The organism is Streptomyces sp. NPDC020958 (genome assembly GCF_055562175.1).
In genome coordinates, this window is record NZ_JBVHFU010000006.1 from 282,775 (window position 1) to 303,226 (window position 20,452).

The window sequence follows — 20,452 nt, forward strand, 5'->3', positions numbered from 1 at the left end:
AGAACCGTGCCGCGTCCCTGCACGAACGCATCCGTGCGCCCGGGCACACCCGCGCCCGCGCACTCGACAGTGACGGAAACCCACGTGATCACCACAACGGGCCTGACCAAGGTCTACCGCTCGCGCGGCCGCGAGGTCACCGCCCTCGACGGCGTCGATCTGCACGTCCGCGAGGGCGAGGTGTACGGCGTCATCGGCCAGTCCGGCGCCGGCAAGTCCTCGCTCATCCGCTGCGTCAACCTCCTGGAGCGTCCCACCGCCGGGACGGTCACCGTCGCCGGACAGGACCTCACCGCCCTCGCCGGGCGCGGTCCGAGGGCGGGCAGGGAGCTGCGGCAGGCGCGCAGCCGTATCGGGATGGTCTTCCAGCACTTCAACCTGCTGTCCTCGCGGACCGTTCAGGACAACGTCGAACTGCCGCTGGAGATCCTGGGCAGGTCGGGGAAGGAACGTTCCCGCAAGGCACTGGAACTGCTCGACCTCGTCGGGCTCGCCGACAAGGCGAAGTCCTACCCCGCCCAGCTCTCCGGCGGCCAGAAGCAGCGCGTCGGCATCGCCCGCGCACTGGCCGGCGACCCCAAGGTGCTGCTCTCCGACGAGGCCACCAGCGCCCTCGACCCGGAGACCACCCGCTCCATCCTCCAGCTGCTGCGCGACCTGAACCGGCAGCTGGGCCTGACCGTCCTGCTCATCACGCACGAGATGGACGTCGTGAAGACGATCTGCGACTCCGCCGCCCTCATGGAGAAGGGGCGGATCGTCGAGTCCGGGACCGTCGGCGAACTGCTCGGCACCCCCGGCTCCGAACTGGCCGGCGCGCTCTTCCCGCTCGACGGCGAGGCCTCCGGTGACGACCGCACCGTCCTCGACGTCACCTTCCACGGCGAGGCCGCCACCCAGCCGGTCATCTCCCAGCTCTCCCGCACCTACAACATCGACATATCGATCCTCGGCGCGGCCATCGACACCGTCGGCGGCCTCCAGATCGGCCGGATGCGCATCGAACTGCCCGGCCGCTACGAGGACAACGTGGTGCCCATCGGCTTCCTGCGCGAACAGGGCCTGGGGATCGACGTCCTGGGCCACGAGCCCGCGCTGGTGAAGGAAGGTGCCAAGTGAGCTGGTCCGAGATGCAGCCGCTGTTGTCCCAGGCGTGTTGGGACACCCTCTACATGGTCGGCTGGTCCACGCTGATCGCCGTCGTCGCCGGTCTGCCGCTGGGCGTCCTGCTCGTCCTCACCGACCGGGGCGGCCTGCTCCAGAACGTGCTGGCCAACAAGGTCATCGGGCAGATCGTGAACATCGCCCGCTCGATGCCGTTCATCATCCTGATGGTCGCCCTGATGAGCTTCACCCGCTGGATCACCGGCACCACCATCGGCCGCGAGGCCGCCATCGTGCCCCTCGCCATCGGGGCCGTCCCGTTCTTCGCGCGCCTGGTCGAGACGGCCGTGCGCGAAGTGGACGGCGGACTCGTCGAGGCCGTGCAGTCGATGGGCGGCAACACCTGGACCGTCGTACGCAAGGTCCTCGTACCGGAAGCGCTGCCCTCGCTCATCTCCTCCACCACGACCACGATCGTCGCTCTCATCGGCTACTCGGCCATGGCCGGCACGGTCGGCGCCGGCGGTCTCGGCGACATCGCCATCCGCTACGGCTACCAGCGCTTCGAGACCGAGCTGATGTGGATCACCGTGGCGATCCTCGCCGTCGTCATCTCGGTCATCCAGTTCGCCGGCGACTACGCGGCCCGCTCGCTGCACCGCCGCGGCGGCCAGTCCGGTCCGGCCCCGAGGCTGCGCCTGCTGAAGGCGTCGGCCGCCACCGGCAACACCGCCTGAGCCCACCCCCTGTTTTCCCCGCACCACCCTCCGCGGGGTCGCTCCACCCTTAAGGAAAGGCACTTTTCGTGCGTAACACCGCCAAGCTCACCACCGCCGTCCTCGCCGCCGGAGCCCTCACCTTCGGGCTCACCGCCTGCGGCTCGCAGAAGGACTCCGCCTCCTCCGACTACAGCGGACCGCTGGTCGTCGCCGCGAGCCCGACCCCGCACGCCGAGATCCTGGACTACGTCAAGGACAACCTGGCGAAGAAGGCCGGACTCGACCTCCAGGTCAAGGAGTTCACGGACTACATCACGCCGAACACGGCGACCGAGGACGGCTCGGTGGACGCCAACTACTTCCAGAACCAGCCGTACCTCGACGACTTCAACAAGAAGCGCGGCACCCACATCGTGCCCGTCGTCACCGTGCACCTGGAACCGCTCGGCCTCTACTCCCACAAGGTCAAGAGCACCGACGCGCTGAAGAGCGGCGCGACGATCGCCGTCCCCAACGACGCCGTGAACGAGGCGCGCGCCCTCAAGCTGCTCGCCGCCGACGGACTCATCACCCTCAAGGACGGCACCGGCAGCGAGGCGACCCCGCAGGACATCGCGAAGAACCCGAAGAACCTCACGTTCAAGGAGGTCGAGGCGGCCCAGACCGCACGCTCCCTGGACGACGTGGACGCCGCGGTGATCAACGGCAACTACGCCATCTCGGCCGGCATCAAGCCCGCCAAGGACGCCCTCGTACTGGAGTCCGCGAAGAACAGCCCGTACGGCAACTTCCTCGCGGTGAAGAAGGGCAACGAGAAGGACCCGCGGGTCAAGAAGCTCGCCAAGCTCCTCACCTCGCCCGAGGTCAAGAAGTTCATCGAGGACAAGTACCAGGGTTCGGTCATCCCGTCCTTCTGATCGTTCGCCCGGCCGTCCTCGGCGGCACGTATACGGCGTATCGCCACGCACGGGGTCCACTCGCTCACCAGGGGTGGGCCCCGTCGTGCGGTTCGGTGGTTTCATGCTGCATGCTGGGCAGTTCGCGGGCTCCGAAGGTCTGGGCCCGGAAGTATTTCCGAAGGTTACGGAGCGGCGCATGAGTAGCACCTTCCCCAACATCTCCATCAGCACGGAGCGGTTGGTGCTGCGTCCCCTCGACGAGGACGATGTGCCCGCCCTGGCGGAGATGATGAACGACGAGCAGGTGGCCGCCTGGACCGACGTCCCCCAGCCGTTCACCGAGGCCGGCGCCCGGCACTGGATCACCGCGTACGCCCCCGCGGAGCGCACCTCCGGGCGGGGCCTGGACCTCGCGGTCACCGAGTTCCTGACCCAGCGCCTGGTCGGCGTCATCCAGCTGACCAAGACCGACTGGCACATCCGGGCCACCGAGTTGTCATACATCATCGCCCCCTGGGCCCGCGGCGAGGGCTACGCCTCCGAGGCCGCGCTCGCCACCGCCCAGTGGCTCTTCGGCGACCAGAAGTTCGAGCGCATCGAGTTGCGCACGGCCGCCGACAACACCGCCTCCCAGCAGGTGGCCCAGAAGATCGGCTGTATCAGCGAGGGCGTCCTGCGCAACGCCTGCATAGCCCACGTCCGCACCGCGGACGGCACGTGGGCGGACCTGCGCACCGACTTCATCGTGTGGAGCCTCCTGCCGGAGGACCTGGAGGGCGCCGGCGAGGAACTCGCCGGAAGCGAAGGCTTCACTTCCTGGAACTGACGCGGGCGCACTCGCCCCCTCGCACGCGCTCCACCTCCACCAGGTACTCTCACGGAGCCCGCCCACGGGCACCGGCCCCTGACGACCTGCGAAATTCTGGAGACTGACGACGATGGCCGACCGGGTCACGGTGATCGGCTGGGACGGCTCGCCGCTGACCGCCGCGGCACGCGGAGCGCTCGGCGCCGCCACGCTCGTCGCGGGCGCGGCCCACCATCTGGACCTCCCCGAGGTGCCGCAGGCCGCGGAGCGCATCCGCCTCGGCAGCGTCTCCCTCGCCGCCCGCCGGATCACCGGCCACCGCGGCACCGCCGTGGTCCTCGCCGACGGCGACCCCGGCTTCTTCGGTGTCGTACGGACCCTGCGCGCCCCCGAGTTCGGCCTTGAGGTCGAGGTCGTCCCCGCCGTCTCCTCGGTGGCCGCCGCCTTCGCGCGCGCCGGCATGCCCTGGGACGACGCCGAGGTGGTCGTCGCACACCGGCGCACCCTGCGACGCGCGGTGAACGTGTGCCGCGCCCACACCAAGGTCGCCGTCCTCACCTCGCCCGGCGCCGGCCCCGCCGAACTCGGCCTCCTCCTGGAGGGCGTCCACCGCACCTTCGTCATCTGCGAGGAACTCGGCACCGAACGCGAGCAGGTCCACGTCGTCACCTCCGACAAGGCCGCCGACCACGCCTGGCGCGACCCCAACGTCGTCATCGTCATCGGTGGTACGACCGGACCGGTGCCGGTGCCCGAGGGCGGCGGCTGGATCGCCGGCCGGGACCCGGCCGCCGGCCCGCGGGGCTGGGTGCAGCCCGACGCGCGGTACGGCGACGGAGCACCGCTCGGCGAAGGGGAGACGGATCTGCTCAGGGCCGCCCAACTGGCCCGCCTCGGGCCCCGGATCGGCGACCTCGTCTGGGACATCGGCTGCGGCAGCGGCGCGTTCGCCACCGAGGCCGCGCGCGCCGGAGCCGCCGTCATCGCCGTCGACCGGGACCTGGCGGCCTGTGTGCGCAGCGAGACGGCCGCCCGGACGTTCGGCGTCCAGCTCCAGATCGTGCACGGCGTCGCGCCCCACGTCCTGGAGAACCTGCCCGAACCGGACGTCGTCCGGGTCGGCGGCGGCGGAGTCGCCGTGGTCGGCGCGGTCGCCGACCGCCGCCCGCAGCGCATCGTCACCCACGCCGCCACCCGGGACGCGGCCGAACTCATCGGCCGCGACCTGACCGAGCACGGGTACCAGGTCGAATGCGCCCTCCTGCAGTCCGTCGAACTCGACACCAGGGCCTGGACGGAGACCGAACGGAACGTCGCGTTCCTGCTCAGCGGCGTACTGCCGGAACGCGCCCCGTGATCCTGTTGTCATACTGCGCGCGGTAGGCTGGCCGATCGCTGCACCGCACCGGTGGCCCGGAAATTCGTTCGTCAATATCCGGAAAACGTGCTCCTTTTGGGGCGGGTGTGGTACGGCAGAACCGGGGACGCGCAACGTGGCGCAGTCCACAGCGGGCTGTCGCGGATCACGCTGTCGCGACGGTCGAACGGCCGGGACAATGCCACTGAATGGCTTTGTCGCCTTTTCCGGCGGGTCGTTCGTGCCGCTGGGCACGCACGCTCGTTCTTGACAGTGGGGCGGTCGGTGCGCCGCTCCGGGCGAGCTGGTCGTAGAAGGCACTAACCGATGGGCGAGGGGTACGCATGACGGACACCGGCCAGGTCCCGGGCGAGGGACTGCCGGAGAGCGCAGGCATGGTGGAACAGCCGGGCGTTCCCGCGCACGGCGTGTACACCTACCTCTCCGAGTCGCCCGCCGAGGACGAAGAGCTGCTGCTGCCCGGAGCCCAGGGGGCCTGGGGCAACGAGGTCCCGCCGCCGGCCCCCGAGCCGGTCGTCGAGGCCGTCCACGAACCCGGTCCGCACGAGACGGGCGGCCGGGACAGCGGGTCGGTGGACCTCACCGCCGTCCGGCTGCCCAGCTCGGTTCCGGCGTCCCCGATCCTGTCGGTGCCGCACGATCCCGCGGCCACCCCGGCCCCGCGCCGCCCGCTGCACCTCGGCCCGCCGATCCCCGACGCCTCCGCCAGCCCGGTCCGCTCCCTCGCCGACCGCGGCCCCGCGGGTGCGCCGGTACGGCAGTCCGGGCTGCCGTCGGGCGGTCCGGAGTACCTCGACGCCCAGCCGCTGCGCGAGGCCGCACCTCAGCCCGCCGCGCCCTGGGGCACCCCGGGCACCGTCCCGCAAGCCGTCCCTCAGGCCGTCCCGCAGGCCGCTCCGGTGGCACAGGTCGCCGCGCAGGCCCCGGCCGCCGAAACGGTTGTTCCCACGCCGGAACCCGCGCTGGAGCCCGTGGCGGCCCGGCCCGCGGCCGAACAGCCCGCCGCCCAGCAGGCAGCGGTGCCGACTCCTGACCCGTCCGGCGCCGCCCCGGTCGCCACGGAGCAGCAGGTGCCGGCGGTCGCAGGGGCGCAGTCCGTGCCCGCGCACGGTCCGCAGGGCATGGCCCAGCCGGTCGGCGGGGGCGTCCCCGTCCCGGCGGCGGAACCGGTGGCCGCGCAGGTCGCGCAGGTTCCGGAAGCTGCTCTGGGCGCGGTGCCGGGAGCCCGGCCGGAGCCGGGGCCCGCCCCGGATTCACCGCAGCCGTCGCAGCCGTCGCACGTGCCGCACGTTCAGGGTGGAGCGCCCGAGGCTCCGCAGGCGCCCGAGGCCGGAGGCGCTCCGGGCGAGCCCGTCGTGGCGGCGGAGACCGCTGACGCTGCGGACCGGCTCGCGCAGGCCGCGGTCGCAGCGCCGACTCCGGAGGGCGCGGCTGCCGAGGAGGCCGTTGGGGAGGGTGTCGCTCCGCAGGTGGCGTCGTCGGAGGCAGTTGTACTGGAGGCGGTTGTTCCGGAGGCGGCGGGTCCCGAGGTGGCGGCGGACGCCGTGGCCGCCGAGTCGGCCGCAGGACCGGTCGTGCCGGAGGCGCAGCCCGTCGAGCCGGTCGCGGCCCACCAGGCCGATCCCGAGGGGGTCGTACCCGGGCAGGCCGTGGCCGAGGGCGCCGTACCCCAGCAGGTGGCGACTGAGCAGGCCGTCGCCGCGCCCGGCGGTGCCGAGCCCGTCGTGGCCGGGCAGCCTGCCGGGCAGGCCGTCGCCGAGGGCGTCGCGGCCGAGCCCGTCGGGGCGGCGGAAACCTTCGTACCCGAACCGGAGTCCGTGTCCGGGTCGGAGGCCGGTCTGCCCGAGACCGTTCCGGCTCCGGAAGCGATGGCGGCCGAGCCGGCGCAGCCGCAGGCCGTCGACCCGGCCGCACCGGCCCAGGCGCAGCAGCCCGCGGAACGTCCCGCCCCCGTCGCCGAGGCCCCCCAGGCGCAGCCGGCACCGGCCCCCGGGGCCGAGAAGCCCGCGCCCGGCGCCCTCGTGGACGAGGCCGCCGCGGCGGCCGCCGTACCGCAGGCCGAGACCGGCACGCCAGAGACCGCCGACGTCGCGGAAGCCCCCGCGTCCCCCGAGGCGCAGGGCACCGCCCCCCAGGCGTCCCCGGACGCCCGGGAGCCCCTCGGGGAGTTCGTCGCCGTCGAGGGACAGGTGCCGACCACCCCGCACCTCGCCCCGACCCCGCCGCACCCCCTGGTGCTCCCCACCCAGGACCAGGGCGAACAGGCTCCCGAACCGGGCGCGACCGTCCCCGCGCCCCGCGAGGCCGAGCCCGGCACCGTGGCGGAGCCCCACCCCGATGTCGTACAGCAGGCGGAGGACCTGGAGACCAGGGCCGCCGATCAGGAAGAGAGCACGGCCCCCGTGGCAGAAGCACGACAGTCCACCGGTCCGGCCGCGCCCGCCTACGACGACGCCGAGCGGGAGGCCGTCCTGAAGGTCATGCGGGAACGCCGGGACATCCGCAACGGCTTCCGCAGCGACCCCATCCCGCACGAGGTGCTGCTGCGCGTCCTGGAGGCCGCCCACACGGCGCCCTCCGTGGGCCACTCCCAGCCCTGGGACTTCGTGGTCATCCGCTCGGCCGACACCCGCCGCACCATGCACGAACTGGCGATGCGTCAGCGCGACGCGTACGCCAAGTCCCTCCCCAAGGGCCGTGCGAAGCAGTTCAAGGAACTGAAGATCGAGGCCATCCTCGACACCCCGGTGAACATCGTCGTCACCGCCGACCCGACCCGTGGCGGCCGCCACACCCTCGGTCGGCACACCCAGCCCCAGATGGCGCCCTACTCCGCCGCGCTCGCCGTCGAGAACCTCTGGCTCGCCGCCCGCGCCGAGGGCCTGGGCGTCGGCTGGGTCAGCTTCTTCGACGAGCGCGAGATGGTCCGCGCGCTGGGGCTGCCCGAGCACCTCGAGGTCATCGCCTACCTCTGCGTGGGCTACGTCGACGAGTTCCCGGAAGAGCCCGAGCTGATGCAGGCCGGCTGGTCCAAGCGCCGCCCGCTGTCATGGGTCGTCCACGAGGAGACGTACGGCCGCCGCGCGCTGCCCGGCGAGGACCCGCACGACCTGCTCGCCGAGACCGTCGCCAGTGTCCGCCCGCTGGACGCCAAGGCGCTCGGCGAGGCTTGGGAGCGGCAGAAGCGGATGACCAAGCCGGCCGGCGCACTCGGCATGCTGGAGATCATCTCCGCCCAGCTGTCCGGGCTGTCCCGGCAGTGCCCGCCGCCGATTCCGGAGCCCGCGGCCGTCGCCATCTTCGCCGGCGACCACGGGGTGCACGCCCAGGGCGTTACGCCCTGGCCGCAGGAGGTCACCGCCCAGATGGTGGCCAACTTCCTCGGCGGGGGAGCGGTCTGCAACGCGTTCGCCGGCCAGGTGGGCGCCGAGGTCTGCGTGGTGGACGTCGGTGTGGCCTCCGAACTGCCGGCCACCCCGGGGCTGCTGCCCCGCAAGGTGCGCGCGGGCACCTCCGACATGACGACCGGTCCCGCGATGACCCGCGAGGAGGCCAAGCAGGCCATCGAGGTGGGCATCGAGACCGCCCGCGACCTGGTGGCGGCCGGCAACAAGGCACTCCTCACCGGCGAGATGGGCATCGCCAACACCACCGCGTCCGCCGCCCTGATCTCGGTCTTCACGGGTGCCGACCCCGCCGAGGTCACCGGCCGGGGCACCGGCATCAACGACGAGACGCTCGCCCGCAAGACGGAGGTCGTCCGGCGTGCCCTGGAACTCCACCAGCCGGACCCGGCCGACCCGATCGGTGTCCTCGCGGCGGTCGGCGGCTTCGAACACGCGGCGATGGTCGGCCTGTTGCTCGGCGGCGCGTCCCTGCGCACGCCCGTCATCCTGGACGGCGTGAGCGCGGGCGCGGCCGCCCTGGTGGCCCGCGCCATCGCCCCCGAGGTCCTGGCCGCCTGCATCGCGGGCCACCGCAGCGCGGAACCGGGCCACGTGGCAGCCCTCAACAAGCTCGGCCTGCGCCCCCTGGTCGACCTGGACCTGCGCCTGGGCGAGGGCACCGGCGCCCTGCTGGCGCTTCCCCTGGTCCAGAGCACGGCGCGGGCGATGCACGAGGTGGCCACGTTCGACTCGGCGGGCGTGACGGAGAAGTAGCGGAGACCCCGGGGGACCGCGGCCGAGGGCGCCCTTCGGCCGACCGGTGGTCGTGCCCGTCCGCGCCGTGCCGTGGCACGGACGGGCACGACCACCCACAGCCATGCACCGGCGACGACGCCCAGCCACTGGACACCCTGCGCCGCCCCGACCCCCGCCCCGTAAAATCTGCACGTCAGGGCTACAGCAACGCCTCGGAGGAGCCGCCACCTCATGGCCGAACACCCCGCCTATCCCGTAGGCCTCCGCCTCACCGGCCGCAAGGTGGTCGTCCTCGGCGGCGGTCAGGTCGCCCAGCGCCGCCTGCCCGCCCTCATCGCGGCGGGTGCCCGGGTCACCCTCGTGTCCCCGGAGGCGACCCCCTCGGTCGAGGCGATGGCGGACACCGGAGAGATCTCCTGGGCCAGGCGCCCCTACCAGGACGGCGACCTCGCGGACGCCTGGTACGCCCTGATCGCCACCAGCGACCCCGCCGCCAACACCGCCGCCTCCGCGGAAGCGGAGCGCCACCGCGTGTGGTGCGTGCGTTCCGACGACGCCGACCAGGCCACCGCCTGGACCCCGGCCACCGGCCACAGCGAGGGTGTCACGGTCGCCGTCCTCACCACCGACGCGCGCGGCCGCGACCCCCGGCACACCGCCGCCATCCGCGACGCGGTCGTCGAGGGCCTGCGCGACGGCACCCTGGTCGCCCCGCACCACCGCACCCGCACCCCCGGCGTCGCCCTCGTCGGCGGCGGCCCCGGCGACCCCGACCTGATCACGGTGCGCGGCCGCCGCCTGCTGGCCGAGGCCGACGTGGTGATCGCCGACCGCCTCGGGCCCCGCGACCTGCTCGCCGAACTGCCCCCGCACGTCGAGGTGATCGACGCGGCGAAGATCCCGTACGGCAGGTACATGGCCCAGGAGGCCATCAACAACGCCCTCATCGAGCACGCCAAGCAGGGCAAGTCGGTCGTACGGCTCAAGGGCGGCGACCCCTACGTCTTCGGCCGGGGCATGGAAGAGGTCCAGGCGCTCGCCGAGGCCGGTGTCCCCTGCACGGTCGTCCCCGGTATCTCCAGCTCCATCTCCGTGCCGAGCGCGGCCGGCATCCCGGTCACCCACCGGGGCGTCGCCCACGAGTTCACGGTGGTCAGCGGCCATGTCGCGCCCGACGACGAGCGTTCGCTGGCCGACTGGCCGGCGCTCGCGAAGCTCACCGGCACCCTCGTCGTCCTCATGGGCGTCGACAAGATAGGGAAGATCGCCGAGACGCTCGTCGCCCACGGCAGGTCCCCAGCGACCCCCGTCGCCCTGGTCCAGGAGGGCACGACGGCCGCGCAGCGCCGGGTGGACGCGACCCTCGCCACCGTGGCGGACGTGGTCCGCACGCAAGAGGTGAAGCCGCCGGCCGTCATCGTCATCGGCGAGGTCGTGAACATCGGCCCGCCCGCGTCGGCCTGAGCAGGCCTGGCGTAACCCCGGGTAACACAACCCGTCCCAGACCATTGGCACCCCACCCAGGACAAGGCAGTATCACCCTGTGGCCGATCTCATCACCGTTGAGGATCCCGACGACCCGCGCCTGCGCGACTACACGGGCCTGACCGACGTCGAGTTGCGCCGCAAGCGCGAACCGGCCGAGGGCTTGTTCATCGCCGAGGGCGAGAAGGTCATCCGAAGGGCGAAGGACGCGGGCTACGAGATGCGTTCGATGCTGCTGTCCGCCAAGTGGGTCGACGTCATGCGCGACGTCATCGACGAGCTGCCGGCCCCCGTCTACGCGGTCAGCCCGGAACTCGCCGAGAAGGTCACCGGCTACCACGTGCACCGCGGCGCCCTCGCCTCCATGCAGCGCAAGCCGCTGCCCACGGCGACCGAACTGCTGCGCACCACCCGCCGGGTCGTCGTCATGGAGTCGGTCAACGACCACACCAACATCGGTGCGATCTTCCGCTCGGCGGCGGCCCTCGGCATGGACGCGGTGCTGTTGTCCCCCGACTGTGCCGACCCCCTCTACCGGCGCAGCGTGAAGGTGTCGATGGGCGCGGTCTTCTCGGTGCCGTACGCCCGTCTCGACACCTGGCCCAAGGGGCTCGACTCGGTCCGCGAGGCCGGGTTCACGCTGCTCGCCCTCACCCCGGACGAGAAGGCGCGCAGCCTCGACGAGGCCGCCCCGCACCGCATGGACAGGGTCGCGCTGATGCTCGGCGCGGAGGGCGACGGCCTCTCCACCCAGGCGCTGGTCGCCGCCGACGAATGGGTGCGCATCCCCATGTCCCACGGCGTCGACTCCCTGAACGTCGGCGCGGCGGCCGCGGTCGCCTTCTACGCGGTGACCACCGGCCGCCCCCAGGCGTGACCCGCCGGGGCTACTCCCGAAGAGGCAGGGCCTTCGCCGGGATCCCGCCGCCGGGCACGCCCATCCCGTGCGCCGGGCCCGAACAGCCCTGGGCGAGCGCGATGCCCAGGGCCACCAGCAGGGTCACCACGACGAACACGAACAGCCGCTGACGCAGCAGCCGGGGATTGGCCGGCCGCCGTCCGGTGCCCGTCGGCCGCGGCGTGGGACGTCCGGTGCCGCTGCGCGGCGCGGGCCGGCCACCGGTTCCGGGGCGGGTGCCGTTGCCACGGGGGGCCGGGGTGGGGCGGGCGCCGTTCGGCCGTGACGGCACCCCGCCGCCGGACCGCGGACCGCTGCCGCCGCGCGAGGGCGCGTTGCCGCGTACGGGCGCGCCCGGTGCGGACTGCGGCCGCCGCTGGGCCCGCTGCGGTTCCGGGTAGGTCTCGGCGAGCCGCCCGGTGGGCCGGTCGGCCTCCGCGGCCCGCGGCGACGGCGGCCGTACGTCGGCCATCCCGTGCGCCTCGCGCGCGGCGATCTCCTTCAGCCGGAGCGACAGTTGGAGCGTGCTCGGCCGGTCCTCCGGATCCTTCGCCAGACAGGCCCGCACCAGGGGTGCCAACGCGTCCGGCACACCGTGCAGCGCCGGCTCCTCGTGGACGACCCGGTAGAGCATGACCTCGGAACTGCCGTGCCCGAACGGCGAGTCACCGGTCGAGGCGTACGCGAGGGTCGCGCCGAGCGAGAACACGTCCGTGGCCGGGGTGACGGCCGCCCCGCGCACCTGCTCGGGTGCGAGGAAACCGGGGGAGCCCACCGCCGTACCGACGTGGGTGAGCGTCGACGCCCCGGTGGCCCAGGCGATGCCGAAGTCGATGATCCGCGGCCCCTTCGGGGACAGCAGGATGTTGGACGGCTTCAGGTCCCGGTGGACGACCCCGGCCTCGTGCACCGCGACCAGGCCCTCGGACAGGGCCGCCCCGACCGCCGCGGCCTCCGCGGCGTGCAGCGGGCCCTCGTCGGCGACCTTGTCGTGCAGCGAGGGCCCGGGTACGTACTGGGTGGCGAACCACGGCCGCTCGGCCTCCAGGTCCGCCGCGACCAGCCGTGCCGTGCAACCGCCCCTGATCCGCCGGGCCGCCGAGACCTCACGGGCGAACCGCGACCGGAACTCCTGGTCCTCGGCCAGATCCGGCCGGATCACCTTCAGCGCGACCCGCTGCCCCTTCTTGTCGGAGCCCAGGTAGACCACGCCCATCCCGCCGGCGCCGAGCCTTCTGTGAAGCCTGAACGAGCCGACGACGCGCGGGTCCTCGCGCCTCAGGCGCATCATCGCCATGTTCATCCCCGCTGCCCGGTCCGTCTGACGTGGCACAGCTTACGTTTACCGGGCCGCCCGTGCGCAGAGGCCGCGCCCTCTCGGTCCGATGGATTGTCAGTGCCGGGTGCGAGACTTGAGAAGTGGTCAGGAAGGCGCCCCAGTCGGCGCCTTTGAGCACCCGACTGCTCCAACAAGCCGTCACAGAAGGGGGATTGAAGCTGTGAAGGGTGACCGGGTGGAGATAGTCGTCGACGCCGGCGACACGACGCGCACCTACGAGGTGGTGGCGAGCAGAGCGGGCCGCCGGGTGGAGACGGCGGTACGACGGGGGGTGGTCGAAGTGAGCGAAGTCACGAGAAACGGGAGCGTGGTCCGGACCGCCCGCTTCATGGCCAACCGGGTCCTGGCCCTCGTCGAGCAGCCGGTGCCTCGTGAGGACATCTCGGAAAAGCCGGGAAGGACCGGGCGCCCCCTCGGGGAAGACCCGGAGACGTAGGTGGAGACAGGGGGCGTCGTCTCCACCCAGAGGAGTACTCCGCAGGTCACGGCTCATCCTCTCGGAGGCCCGTGATTCGGTACGAGGGCATGACGCCCGCAGGGCGCCGCACGCCTAGATTTGAGGTCAAGCGGCGGGTGCAGCACTCGTCCCCCGAGGTCAGACACCCGCCGCTGCCACGACAACTGAACGGTCAGGAGAGGGACCATGGCTCTTACGGCACAGCGGACACACACCACCCGTCCTCGCCGACAGGGCCGCCGCCACCCTTTGGTGGCGACGCTGATGGCCCTTCCCCTGGCGGCCCTGCTCCTGCTGGTCTTCGACGGCTGGCAGACGGTGGCCACACAGGCGTCGTCCGTGGGAGCGATGCTGGGGCGCTGAGCGGCGACCCCAGGCCCGGAAGAGCGGTCCGGGCGGGGACATCCACCCATGAAACCCCGTGGGGACGGGGGTGCGACGGACGGCAAAGATGCCGGCGCAGCTGGGGAGCTGCGCCGGCATTGCTTTGCCTGCGGACCGTCGCGCCGGCGGAGCCCACGGCCGGGCGCAGCGGCACCCCGCAGGCGCGGGCGGGGAACCCCCGATACCCCGCCGGCGTGGGCGCGCGACACCTGGTACTCCGCAGGCGCGGGCGGGCGCACCTGGCACTCCGCACGCGTGGGCGCGCGACACCCGGTGCCCCCCTCCACCCCGGCCCGCCGGGAACCCGGCCCGGTGAACCCCCGTACCCTCACCGCAGCGCTGCCGCACCTCCCGGGGGACCCGTGACCACAGACGTACTGACCCAGCTGACCGCCGAGGTCAGAGCCGCCGCCCACCCCGACACCGACGCCGCCCCCTGCGCCTGCGCGACCACCACCCTCGCCCACCGTCCCGACGCCACGGTCCTGCGCCACGCGGACACGGTCGCCAAGGCCCACGCCCCCGGCACCGACCCCACCGCGCTCGCCCTCCGCCTGGCCACCGCCGCCCGCCTCCCGGACGTCTTCCTCCCGCCCCTCGCCCCGGCCGCCGCCTCCGTCGAGGGCCGCCCGGTCACCCTCTGGCCGTACGGCGCTCCCGTGGACCCCGAGGCCCCGGACAGCGCCCCCTGGGAGGCCGCCGCGGCCCTCCTCGCCCGGCTCCACCGCACTCCGCTCGCCTCGGCCTCACCCCCGATGCGCGGCCCCGAGAAGGCCGCTCTCGCGATGACCCGCCTGCGTGCCACGCTGGCGGCCTCGCGCCCGCACCCCGCCGCCCCGCCCCTCCTGCGCGCCTGGTCCGCGCTGCCCGCGTGGGCCCGCGCCGAGGCACCCGCGCCCGGTGATCAGCCACGCGCCCTGTGCCACGGTGACCTGCACCTCGGCCAGCTGGTCCGGCATCCGGCGCCGGACGGCCCGTGGCGGCTCATCGACGTCGACGACCTCGGCGTCGGGGTGCCGGCCTGGGACCTCGCCCGCCCCGCGTCCTGGTACGCCTGCGGCCTCCTCCCGCCCGACGCGTGGACCCGCTTCCTCGCCGCCTACCGCGCGGCCGGCGGCCCGGCCGTATCGGTGGGCGGCGACCCCTGGGCCGCGCTGGACGTCCCGGCCCGTGCGCTGACCGTCCAGACCGGCGCCCGGTACCTCGCGAAGGCCGTCGCGGCGGACCGTCCGCTGGACGAGGTCGAGCAGTCCCTGATCGACGCGTGTGCCCGAATGACCCGGTTATGACCCCCGGTGGCCCTGGAAACACCCTCTTCCCGGTCCGGTCGGCGCACGATTTCCCGACGTACGCTGCAACCGGCCGGGGCCGGACGGAGTCTGTCCCGGAAGAACGTGAAGCAGTCTTCACCGGCGAGGAGTTGAGCCGACCATGCAGTGTCCGAAGTGTCATGCGCCGATGCACACCTACAACCGCAACGGCGTCCAGATCGAGCAGTGCAGCGGCTGCCGGGGCATCTTCCTCGACTACGGCGAGCTGGAGGCGCTGACCCAGCTGGAGGCCCAGTGGGCGAAGCCGGTCCCGCCCGCACCGCAGCCGTACCCGGCGGCCCCGCCCGCCCCGGCCTGGGGCGCCCCGCACGGCGGGGGGCACGGCCATGGTCACTACGGCGGCCACGGACACCACGGCGGCCACCACAACAAGGGCTGGGCCCACATGCTCTTCTCCAGCTGAGCCCACGAAGAAGCCCCGGCCGCTCTGGGCGGCCGGGGCTCTTTGCGTGTGGACGATACTGGGATTGAACCAGTGACCTCTTCCGTGTCAGGGAAGCGCTCTCCCGCTGAGCTAATCGTCCTCGGGACCGGGATCCGAGGATCACGGGCGGTGCGTGCGCGATACTGGGATTGAACCAGTGACCTCTTCCGTGTCAGGGAAGCGCTCTCCCGCTGAGCTAATCGCGCGGGTCGAACCCGGTGGGGTTCCAGTGGACGATACTGGGATTGAACCAGTGACCTCTTCCGTGTCAGGGAAGCGCTCTCCCGCTGAGCTAATCGTCCTTGGAGGTGGAGACGGGATTTGAACCCGTGTAGACGGCTTTGCAGGCCGTTGCCTCGCCTCTCGGCCACTCCACCAGGAGTGTAGGGGATCGGGAAGACCCCTGTTTCCTTCGAGCGGACGACGAGGCTCGAACTCGCGACCTCAACCTTGGCAAGGTTGCGCTCTACCAACTGAGCTACGTCCGCCAGTCGTTTCGGTCCGCTCTCGCGTCCCGGCGACGTGTTGAACTCTAGCGGATTCCCGGGCCAGCACAAAAACGCGTTTACGCAGCGTGCTGCGCTGCGCCCGACGGACGAGGTGGTCAGGGGCCCCTCGGCGACACGCCCGGGTCACCCCGGGGACACCCGCCATAGACTCGACGACGTGCTCCATCTCCCTCCGCTCGCCCGGTTCGGCGGCCGTGTCGCCACCGGTCTCGTCGACGTCACCAGCGATCCCGAAGCCCTCGACTCGACCGGCTTCTGGGCCGTCTGCGCCGACTTCGAAGGCGGGCTGACCTGCGCACGCTTCCGTGACGTGCGCGAGGAGCCGGTGCCCGCGCCGGTGCCGGGGGCCTGGCGGGGGCCGGCCGCCGGTGACTGGTCGTCCTCCCTCGGCCGCCACGCGTACACGGCGGCGGTGCGGCGGATCCGTTCGCGCATCGCGGCCGGCGAGGTCTACCAGGCCAACCTGTGCCGGGTGCTGTCCGCGCCGGTCCACCCCGGTGCCGACGTGGACGCGCTGACCGCGCTGCTGGCCCGCGGCAACCCCGCGCCCTACGCCGGAACGATTCGGCTGCCCGCGTACGGCGTCGAGACCGCCACCGCCTCGCCCGAGCTGTTCCTGCGCCGCACGGGACGGACCGTGGAGAGCGGGCCCATCAAGGGCACCGGCCGTACCGAGGCGGACCTCCTGGAGAAGGACTACGCCGAGAACGTGATGATCGTGGACCTGGTCCGCAACGACATCGGGCGGGTCTGCGCCACCGGCAGCGTGACCGTCCCCGACCTGTGTGCCGTGGAGAAGCACCCGGGGCTGGTCCACCTCGTCTCCACGGTCCGCGGCGAGCTGCGCCCGGACACCGGCTGGTCCGAGCTGCTCACCGCGGCCTTCCCGCCCGGCTCGGTCACCGGCGCGCCGAAGTCGAGCGCGCTGCGGATCATCGGGGAACTGGAGACCGCCCCGCGCGGCCCGTACTGCGGTGGCATCGGCTGGGTGGACGCGGACCGGGGCGTCGGCGAGCTGGCCGTGGGGATCCGCACCTTCTGGATCGACCGCGCCGAGGGCATGCTGCGGTTCGGCACCGGAGCCGGGATCACCTGGGGTTCCGACCCCGAGGGCGAATGGCGGGAGACCGAGCTGAAGGCCGCCCGGCTGCTCGCGATAGCGTCGGGCACGTACGACATGACCGAAGGAGGTCTCGGGTGAGCATCTGGCTGGACGGCCGACTGCAGGACGTCGACACCGCGCGTGTCTCCGTCTTCGACCACGGACTGACCGTGGGCGACGGCGTCTTCGAGACGATCAGGGCGACCGACGGCAGGCCTTTCGCCCTCACCCGCCACCTGGAGCGGCTGACCCGTTCGGCCCGGGGCCTCGGCCTGCCCGACCCCGACCACGACGAGGTACGCGCGGCCTGCGCCGCGGTCCTGGCGGCCAACCCGATGCCGCTGGGTCGGCTGCGCATCACCTACACCGGCGGCCACGGCCCCCTCGGTTCCGACCGCGGCGCCCAGGGACCCACCCTGATCGTCGCTCTCGGCGAGACCACCCGCCGGCCGGACTCCACGGCCGTCGTCACGGTGCCCTGGACCCGCAACGAGCGCGGCGCGCTCACCGGCCTGAAGACCACCTCGTACGCCGAGAACGTCGTGGCCCTGGCCCGCGCCCACCAACACGACGCCACCGAGGCGCTGTTCGCCAACACGGTCGGGCAGCTCTGCGAGGGCACCGGCTCCAACGTCTTCGTCGTCCTGGACGGCGAGATCCACACCCCGCCGGTCGCCTCCGGCTGTCTGGCGGGCATCACCCGCGCCCTGACCGTCGAGTGGACGGGCGCCACGGAGACCGATCTGCCCATGGACGTCCTGGCGCGGGCGGACGAGATCTTCCTCACCTCCACCCTGCGCGACGTCCAGGCCGTGCACCGGGTCGACGACCGCGAACTCCCGGGCGCGCCCGGGCCGGTGACCGCCAAGGCGATGCGGATCTTCGACGAGCGGTCGGGGGAGGACCTGGATCCGTAGGGGGCCGGACTTTATTCGGCTGACGTGGGCGTCCCCAATGGGTAGAACACCCCTGATGACCACGACCCTGCGGCCGACCGAGCCGCTTCAGCGCAGCACCGACGGGACGCTGTCGCGCCGCTTCCAGGTGTGTGTGAACAGCCGGCCCGTCGGCACCCTCCACCTCGGCTCCTCGCGGCGCTTCGGCGTCCTGGGTGCCCGCATCACCGACCTGCGCATCGAGGAGCCCGACCGCCGCCGGGGCCGGGGGACGGTGGCCGCGCTCGCCGCGGAGGAGGTCGCGCGCGGCTGGGGCTGCCGCCAGATCGAGGTGGGAGTGCCCGCCGGTGCGGAGCCGGCCCTGCGCCTCGTACGGTCGCTCGGGTATGTGCTGCGCAACCGGGGCATGGAGAAGCGGCTCGGCGACACTCCGCCCGCACTGCCCGCGGGCAGCCGAAGCCGTGAGCTGACCGGGGCCGAGTACGAGGAGTGGCTCCCCCACGCCTTGGCGGCGTACGCGCGTGAGTGGCACGAGCGGGGCGTGCCCGAGGCTGAGGCATGGGAGAATTCGCGGCGCGACCACGCACGGCTGCTGCCGCAGGGCCTGGCCACGGAGGGCGTGCGGCTCAGTGTCCTGGAACACGAAGGGACGCGCGTCGGCGTCCTGTGGCTGGCCCTGCGGGCGGCGGACGCCTGGGTGTACCGGGTGGAGACCGACGCCGCCCACCGCGGTCAGGGGCACGGCCGCACCCTCATGCTGCTCGCCGAGGCCCAGGCGATCGCGGCCGGGAAGCGGGTCCTGGCCCTCAACGTGTTCGCCGGCAACACCCCGGCCGAGCGGCTCTACGAGTCGCTGGGGTACGTCACCGTCTCGTACTCCTTCTACAAGGACCTGATCTGACTGGCCTGACTCGTACTCCTGCTCCGAGGAGCTGGTCCGAGAGGCCTCACCCCTGTCCGGCCAGCAGCCGGTCCGCGATCTGCTCCACGCGCTCGCGCAGGCCCTCCTGGCTCTTGCCGCCGTCGAGGCGTTCCCCGTCGATGACATAGGTCGGGGTGCCGGTCACGCCGATGGCCTTGCCCTCGGCCTGGTCGGCGTCGACGATCAGGATGTGCCGCCCGTCGACCAGCGCCGTGTCGAACTCCTCGGCGTCCAGGCCCAGTTCCCGGGCCACCTCGACCAGGAACGGCTCGCCCGCGCGGTCCAGTTCCTCGACCCGGCCGAGCACCGCCTCGACGTACTCCCACCCCTTCCCCTGCTCCAGGGCCTCCTCGGCGGCCTGCGCGGCGGCGAAGGCGTGCTTGTGCTTCTCCAGCGGGAAGTGCCGCAGCCGCAGCTCCAGCCGGTCGCCGTACCGGGCACGCAGGGCACGGAGGTCGTCCAGCGCGCTGCGGCAGTCGGGGCACTGCAGTTCACACCAGACGTCCAGGACGGGGGTGCCGGAGGCGGGGGAGGAGTCGTTCATGCACTCCAGTCTTCCAGGCCGGGCTGCCTGGACCCAATCGGAACGGTGGGCGGGAGGCCGCCGACGGCGACGGTCCCGGTGGGCTCGGCCGCGGCGCCCCGCCGGTGGCCCTGCTGCCGTGTCTCGTACCAGGGGTGGAGGCGACCCGGACGGGACCCCGAGATGCCCCTGATTGTCAGGCCTGGGCATGGATCGCACGGGCCGGGCGGTGCACGATGGAAGGGGCGAAGCACGGCGCGTGGCTGTCGCTCGCCCTGCCGACCGAGCCCGCCAGGAGGACCGGATGATCGCCGAGACAGTCTGTTCCGCCGTGTCCGTGGCGGGCCTGGGCATCGCCGTGGTCACCGCCTATCGCAAGCGGTACCTGGCGGCGGCCCGGATCGCCGCCTACTCGCTGGTGCCCGTGGGTCTGGTGATGACGGGGGTGGTCGGCTGGCTGGCCGACACCGCGTTCAGTCCCACCGCCTGGGCGGGCTTCGGCGTGCTCGGCGTGGCCTGGGCACTGTTCGCCGCCACCCGTGCCGTGGAGCGCAGACGCGGCGGCAGTCGTGCCGAGCGGAAGGCGGCGGCCAGGGCCGGGCGGCAGGGCGCGGTCGCCCCCACCGCGTCCGCGCCGTCACTCGGTCCCGGCTCCCGTCAGGCCGCCCGACCCGCCGCGACGCCCCGCGCCGCGGGCTCCGGCGACGACTTCAGCGACATCGAGGCCATCCTCAAGAAGCACGGAATATGACCTCCGCGGCGACGGGCGACGAGCGGTGTGGGCAGCGCTTGGCCCTGTGCATATGACAGTCACATGAGGCATTGAAACGACACAGTGCGTCCGCGGCGCGCACAGAACCGTTCAGTGGATGAGCGGAGGCGAAACGGACATCATGGATTTCGGCGAACTACCGCCTATTCCGGGCGTGTTGATCGCCTACAGGGTGTCCGCTGGGTCATCATCGCCGCGAGATGCTGGACACGAAACAGAGCGAGGCCGCGCTGCCGGAGGACGAGCCGCGCGGGTGCCTCTTCGCCCTTTCCCAGCCACCGCTGATGATCTTCCTTGCGGTGATCGGGTGTCTACTCCTCATGGCCGCGCTGCACGACCTGCTGTGGCTGTGAGCCGTAC

Annotated in this window: 19 protein-coding genes and 5 tRNA genes; 17 read left to right on the forward strand and 7 right to left on the reverse strand. The window is 72.8% G+C overall.

The window, feature by feature from the left end:
* The first annotated feature begins 84 nt into the window (after positions 1-84).
* From ACZ3KP_RS20555 to ACZ3KP_RS20590, 8 genes are all read left to right on the forward strand, one after another.
* Complete coding sequence (locus ACZ3KP_RS20555) at positions 85-1,119, forward strand: methionine ABC transporter ATP-binding protein (protein ID WP_467501160.1); 1,035 nt, start codon at positions 85-87, stop codon at positions 1,117-1,119.
* Entirely contained in the window at positions 1,116-1,841 is a 726-nt protein-coding gene (locus ACZ3KP_RS20560; protein WP_467501161.1) for a methionine ABC transporter permease, read from the forward strand. The genes ACZ3KP_RS20555 and ACZ3KP_RS20560 overlap by 4 nt, the downstream gene beginning before the upstream one ends.
* Positions 1,842-1,909: 68 nt before the next feature.
* Positions 1,910-2,740 (forward strand): MetQ/NlpA family ABC transporter substrate-binding protein, encoded by an 831-nt coding sequence (locus ACZ3KP_RS20565; protein WP_467501162.1) that lies wholly within the window; start codon positions 1,910-1,912, stop codon positions 2,738-2,740.
* A 178-nt stretch (positions 2,741-2,918) separates the two neighbouring features.
* Entirely contained in the window at positions 2,919-3,548 is a 630-nt protein-coding gene (locus ACZ3KP_RS20570; RefSeq protein ID WP_358978175.1) for a GNAT family N-acetyltransferase, read from the forward strand.
* Positions 3,549-3,660: 112 nt separating this feature from the next.
* Positions 3,661-4,887: a precorrin-6y C5,15-methyltransferase (decarboxylating) subunit CbiE gene (gene cbiE, locus ACZ3KP_RS20575; protein WP_467501163.1), complete on the forward strand. Its 1,227-nt coding sequence runs from the start codon at positions 3,661-3,663 to the stop codon at positions 4,885-4,887.
* Positions 4,888-5,231: 344 nt separating this feature from the next.
* Entirely contained in the window at positions 5,232-9,068 is a 3,837-nt protein-coding gene (cobT, locus tag ACZ3KP_RS20580; RefSeq protein WP_467501164.1) for a nicotinate-nucleotide--dimethylbenzimidazole phosphoribosyltransferase, read from the forward strand.
* A 213-nt stretch (positions 9,069-9,281) separates the two neighbouring features.
* On the forward strand, positions 9,282-10,514 hold the full coding sequence (gene cobA / locus ACZ3KP_RS20585; RefSeq protein WP_467501165.1) for a uroporphyrinogen-III C-methyltransferase: 1,233 nt from the start codon (positions 9,282-9,284) through the stop codon (positions 10,512-10,514).
* Positions 10,515-10,593: 79 nt separating this feature from the next.
* The gene (locus ACZ3KP_RS20590) at positions 10,594-11,412 is read left to right on the forward strand and encodes a TrmH family RNA methyltransferase (protein WP_132889225.1); all 819 of its coding nucleotides are present in this window, start codon (positions 10,594-10,596) and stop codon (positions 11,410-11,412) included.
* A 10-nt stretch (positions 11,413-11,422) separates the two neighbouring features.
* Here ACZ3KP_RS20590 and ACZ3KP_RS20595 read toward each other — a convergent pair whose 3' ends face one another.
* Positions 11,423-12,736, reverse strand: a complete 1,314-nt coding sequence (locus tag ACZ3KP_RS20595) for a serine/threonine-protein kinase (RefSeq protein WP_467501284.1) — start codon at positions 12,734-12,736, stop codon at positions 11,423-11,425.
* Between the two features lie 196 nt (positions 12,737-12,932).
* On the opposite strand from ACZ3KP_RS20595, the gene ACZ3KP_RS20600 reads away from it, so the two are divergent.
* The 4 genes from ACZ3KP_RS20600 (at position 12,933) to ACZ3KP_RS20615 (ending at position 15,347) form a co-directional block, all read left to right on the forward strand.
* Positions 12,933-13,208: a hypothetical protein gene (locus ACZ3KP_RS20600; protein ID WP_358978170.1), complete on the forward strand. Its 276-nt coding sequence runs from the start codon at positions 12,933-12,935 to the stop codon at positions 13,206-13,208.
* Positions 13,209-13,415: 207 nt separating this feature from the next.
* The gene (locus ACZ3KP_RS20605) at positions 13,416-13,592 is read left to right on the forward strand and encodes a hypothetical protein (protein ID WP_132889228.1); all 177 of its coding nucleotides are present in this window, start codon (positions 13,416-13,418) and stop codon (positions 13,590-13,592) included.
* A gap of 383 nt (positions 13,593-13,975) precedes the next feature.
* Complete coding sequence (locus tag ACZ3KP_RS20610; RefSeq protein ID WP_467501166.1) at positions 13,976-14,902, forward strand: phosphotransferase family protein; 927 nt, start codon at positions 13,976-13,978, stop codon at positions 14,900-14,902.
* A gap of 142 nt (positions 14,903-15,044) precedes the next feature.
* Positions 15,045-15,347, forward strand: a complete 303-nt coding sequence (locus tag ACZ3KP_RS20615; RefSeq protein ID WP_467501167.1) for a TFIIB-type zinc ribbon-containing protein — start codon at positions 15,045-15,047, stop codon at positions 15,345-15,347.
* 49 nt (positions 15,348-15,396) lie between these two features.
* On the opposite strand, the gene ACZ3KP_RS20620 is transcribed toward ACZ3KP_RS20615, so the two are convergent.
* The 5 genes from ACZ3KP_RS20620 to ACZ3KP_RS20640 all read right to left on the reverse strand — a co-directional run bounded on the left by ACZ3KP_RS20620 (position 15,397) and on the right by ACZ3KP_RS20640 (position 15,856).
* Positions 15,397-15,468 (reverse strand) — tRNA-Val (locus tag ACZ3KP_RS20620).
* A 34-nt stretch (positions 15,469-15,502) separates the two neighbouring features.
* Positions 15,503-15,574: transfer RNA gene (locus ACZ3KP_RS20625), tRNA-Val, on the reverse strand.
* Positions 15,575-15,598: 24 nt separating this feature from the next.
* A tRNA-Val gene (locus ACZ3KP_RS20630) sits at positions 15,599-15,670 on the reverse strand.
* A gap of 1 nt (position 15,671) precedes the next feature.
* Positions 15,672-15,745 (reverse strand) — tRNA-Cys (locus tag ACZ3KP_RS20635).
* A gap of 38 nt (positions 15,746-15,783) precedes the next feature.
* A tRNA-Gly gene (locus ACZ3KP_RS20640) sits at positions 15,784-15,856 on the reverse strand.
* 178 nt (positions 15,857-16,034) lie between these two features.
* On the opposite strand from ACZ3KP_RS20640, the gene ACZ3KP_RS20645 reads away from it, so the two are divergent.
* Genes ACZ3KP_RS20645 through ACZ3KP_RS20655 form a run of 3 tightly spaced genes read left to right on the forward strand, consistent with a single transcriptional unit; the run spans position 16,035 to position 18,776 of the window.
* Complete coding sequence (locus tag ACZ3KP_RS20645; protein ID WP_467501168.1) at positions 16,035-17,078, forward strand: chorismate-binding protein; 1,044 nt, start codon at positions 16,035-16,037, stop codon at positions 17,076-17,078.
* Entirely contained in the window at positions 17,075-17,896 is an 822-nt protein-coding gene (locus ACZ3KP_RS20650; RefSeq protein WP_467501169.1) for an aminotransferase class IV, read from the forward strand. The genes ACZ3KP_RS20645 and ACZ3KP_RS20650 overlap by 4 nt, the downstream gene beginning before the upstream one ends.
* A gap of 55 nt (positions 17,897-17,951) precedes the next feature.
* Positions 17,952-18,776 carry a GNAT family N-acetyltransferase gene (locus ACZ3KP_RS20655; protein ID WP_467501170.1) on the forward strand — a complete coding sequence of 275 codons (825 nt, stop codon included), beginning with the start codon at positions 17,952-17,954 and terminating at the stop codon, positions 18,774-18,776.
* 46 nt (positions 18,777-18,822) lie between these two features.
* On the opposite strand, the gene ACZ3KP_RS20660 is transcribed toward ACZ3KP_RS20655, so the two are convergent.
* Positions 18,823-19,341 (reverse strand): DsbA family protein, encoded by a 519-nt coding sequence (locus tag ACZ3KP_RS20660; protein ID WP_358978160.1) that lies wholly within the window; start codon positions 19,339-19,341, stop codon positions 18,823-18,825.
* A gap of 283 nt (positions 19,342-19,624) precedes the next feature.
* Between ACZ3KP_RS20660 and ACZ3KP_RS20665 the strand changes: the two genes are divergently transcribed.
* Together ACZ3KP_RS20665 and ACZ3KP_RS20670 are read left to right on the forward strand one after the other, a co-directional pair.
* Positions 19,625-20,071 (forward strand): hypothetical protein, encoded by a 447-nt coding sequence (locus tag ACZ3KP_RS20665; RefSeq protein WP_467501171.1) that lies wholly within the window; start codon positions 19,625-19,627, stop codon positions 20,069-20,071.
* Positions 20,072-20,292: 221 nt separating this feature from the next.
* Entirely contained in the window at positions 20,293-20,445 is a 153-nt protein-coding gene (locus ACZ3KP_RS20670) for a hypothetical protein (protein ID WP_165939380.1), read from the forward strand.
* The last annotated feature ends 7 nt before the right edge of the window (positions 20,446-20,452 follow it).

Coding starts and splice junctions, on each gene's coding strand:
- ACZ3KP_RS20570 (WP_358978175.1), top strand. CDS start 2,919: ATGAGTAGCACCTTCCCCAACATCTCCATCAGCACGGAGCGGTTGGTG.
- cbiE (WP_467501163.1), top strand. CDS start 3,661: ATGGCCGACCGGGTCACGGTGATCGGCTGGGACGGCTCGCCGCTGACC.
- cobT (WP_467501164.1), top strand. CDS start 5,232: ATGACGGACACCGGCCAGGTCCCGGGCGAGGGACTGCCGGAGAGCGCA.
- cobA (WP_467501165.1), top strand. CDS start 9,282: ATGGCCGAACACCCCGCCTATCCCGTAGGCCTCCGCCTCACCGGCCGC.
- ACZ3KP_RS20595 (WP_467501284.1), bottom strand. CDS start 12,736: ATGAACATGGCGATGATGCGCCTGAGGCGCGAGGACCCGCGCGTCGTC.
- ACZ3KP_RS20605 (WP_132889228.1), top strand. CDS start 13,416: ATGGCTCTTACGGCACAGCGGACACACACCACCCGTCCTCGCCGACAG.
- ACZ3KP_RS20615 (WP_467501167.1), top strand. CDS start 15,045: ATGCAGTGTCCGAAGTGTCATGCGCCGATGCACACCTACAACCGCAAC.
- ACZ3KP_RS20655 (WP_467501170.1), top strand. CDS start 17,952: ATGACCACGACCCTGCGGCCGACCGAGCCGCTTCAGCGCAGCACCGAC.
- ACZ3KP_RS20660 (WP_358978160.1), bottom strand. CDS start 19,341: ATGAACGACTCCTCCCCCGCCTCCGGCACCCCCGTCCTGGACGTCTGG.
- ACZ3KP_RS20665 (WP_467501171.1), top strand. CDS start 19,625: ATGATCGCCGAGACAGTCTGTTCCGCCGTGTCCGTGGCGGGCCTGGGC.
- ACZ3KP_RS20670 (WP_165939380.1), top strand. CDS start 20,293: ATGCTGGACACGAAACAGAGCGAGGCCGCGCTGCCGGAGGACGAGCCG.